The organism is Sphaerospermopsis reniformis (assembly GCF_005402885.1).
GTDB lineage: Bacteria > Cyanobacteriota > Cyanobacteriia > Cyanobacteriales > Nostocaceae > Sphaerospermopsis > Sphaerospermopsis kisseleviana.
The window spans coordinates 1-1,985 of sequence record NZ_BJCE01000450.1 but is presented as its reverse complement, the minus strand read 5'-3'; the positions used below and the strand labels follow the sequence as shown (position 1 = coordinate 1,985).

Genomic DNA, 1,985 nt, shown 5'->3' with positions numbered 1-1,985 from the left:
CCCCTAGCGCGTTTTGGGTACATATGTATATAATTGGTAATATTTTTCATCTTTGGTAGAACCACGGTATATTTTCCATTTACCGTTCTACCATTTTTCCGTTATATATTTCGGACAGGTCTATTGAGTATTAATTATCATCTCGATAATCTAGAACCTGAAAAAGTTGCGGTTTGTTCTGTGGTGAAATCTGAGTTATTTTATGGATCAAAGCGAAGTAATAACCCTGAAAAAGCCTTGAAGATTCAAAAATCATTTTTATATCAGTTTGTATCTTTACCTTTTGATGATAATTGTGCGGAAGTTTATGGACAAATTCGCGCTGATTTAGCTAAAATTGGTACTCCTATTAGTTCCAATGATATACAAATTGCTGCTATTGCTTTGGCGAATAATTTAATTTTAGTAACTCATAATGTGAGAGAGTTTAGCAGAATTGACGGGTTAAAGTTTGAAGATTGGGAAGTTAATTAAATGGGTAAGTATCAGGGTTATGATAAGTATAAAGATTCTGGGGTTGAGTGGTTGGGGGATATTCCTAATCATTGGGAAGTAAAACGTTTTAAGTTTTCAGTTTATTTAATTAATAATAAAATTGAAGCAGAAAATAGTAATTTGACTTATATGGGACTAGAACATATTGAGTCGTGGACTGGTAAAAGAATTGAAGATGAAAATGCTTCCAGTGAAGGAATAGGTTCTCATTTTTTACCAAATGATGTTTTGTTTGGAAAGCTTAGACCTTATCTTGCAAAAGTATATTTATCTGAGATTGAAGGATTAGCATCTACAGAAGCTTTAGTATTAAGATGCAAAAATGATATTTATCCTAAATTTTTGAAATACTATATTTTATCTCGTGATTTTATCAATATTGTAGATTCTTCAACCTTTGGGGCAAAAATGCCTAGAGCAAGTTGGGATTTTATTTGTAATTTATTTTTTACTTTCCCCCCATTAGATGAACAAGAAAAGATAGCCCGATTTTTAGACTATAAAACCAAACAAATAGATGAACTGATAGCGAAGAAAGAAACCCTGATAGAAAAACTGGACGAAAAACGCACGTCCCTTATTAGTCACGCTGTCACCAAAGGACTAGATGTAAATGTCCCGATGAAAGATTCTGGTATTGAGTGGTTGGGGGAAATTCCGAAGCATTGGAAAAGAACTGTTTTTAAATATTATTTTGATATTCAATTAGGAAAAATGCTTCAAAATGAACCTCAATCTACTAATGATGATGAGATTTCTTATTTAAAGGCTATTCATGTTAGATGGGATAAAGTTGATATTTATGACCTTCCCAAAATGTGGGCTTCACCAAAAGATAGAGAAAAATATTCTGTTAAAAATGGTGATCTTTTAATTTGTGAAGGTGGAGAAGTTGGAAGAACAGCTTTATTAAAGGGATTACAAGAAGATTGTATTATTCAAAATGCTTTACATAGAGTAAGACCTCTATCTCAATCAAGTGTCGAATATCTTGATTATTTAATGAGGCATATTGCAGATACAGGATGGTTTGAAATTTTATGTAATAAATCTACAATTTCTCATTTAACAAGTGAAAAATTAGGTGCTTTGGCTTTACCCTTACCTCCACTACATGAACAACAAAAAATAGCTGAGTATCTAGACCAAAAAACAGCCCAAATAGATGAACAAAAAACCAAAATTCAACAAGCCATAGACCTATTAAAAGAATACCGCACAGCCTTGATCACCAATGCCGTCACAGGTAAAATAGATGTGAGGAAAATTCCCATACCTAAAATATAGTTAATGTAGCTAAATAAATCAAAACTGTAATTATAAAACCTGATGCTACAACACTTTAAACCCCTACCCTATTCTTTACCACAAAACCCATGATAGACCACGATAGACTATTTAAAGAATTAATCCAAACATTCTTTTGGGAATTTATAGAACTGTTTCTACCAGAAATATTAGAATATGTAGAAAAAGACACCCTCACCTTT

General features: G+C 32.2%; 2 protein-coding genes and 1 pseudogene. All 3 read left to right on the top strand.

What is annotated here, in order from left to right; translation table 11 throughout:
* Positions 1-123: 123 nt before the first annotated feature.
* Complete coding sequence (locus FFR48_RS27575) at positions 124-474, top strand: type II toxin-antitoxin system VapC family toxin (protein WP_236104219.1); 351 nt, start codon at positions 124-126, stop codon at positions 472-474.
* Positions 475-1,782 (top strand): restriction endonuclease subunit S, encoded by a 1,308-nt coding sequence (locus tag FFR48_RS27570; RefSeq protein ID WP_137669544.1) that lies wholly within the window; start codon positions 475-477, stop codon positions 1,780-1,782. It abuts the gene before it with no gap.
* An 89-nt stretch (positions 1,783-1,871) separates the two neighbouring features.
* Positions 1,872-1,985, top strand: a pseudogene (locus tag FFR48_RS29830) (flagellar assembly protein H); the annotation flags it as partial.

What these genes read in the sequence shown, in the direction of transcription:
- FFR48_RS27570 (WP_137669544.1), top strand. Translation starts at nt 475, where the DNA reads ATGGGTAAGTATCAGGGTTATGATAAGTATAAAGATTCTGGGGTTGAG.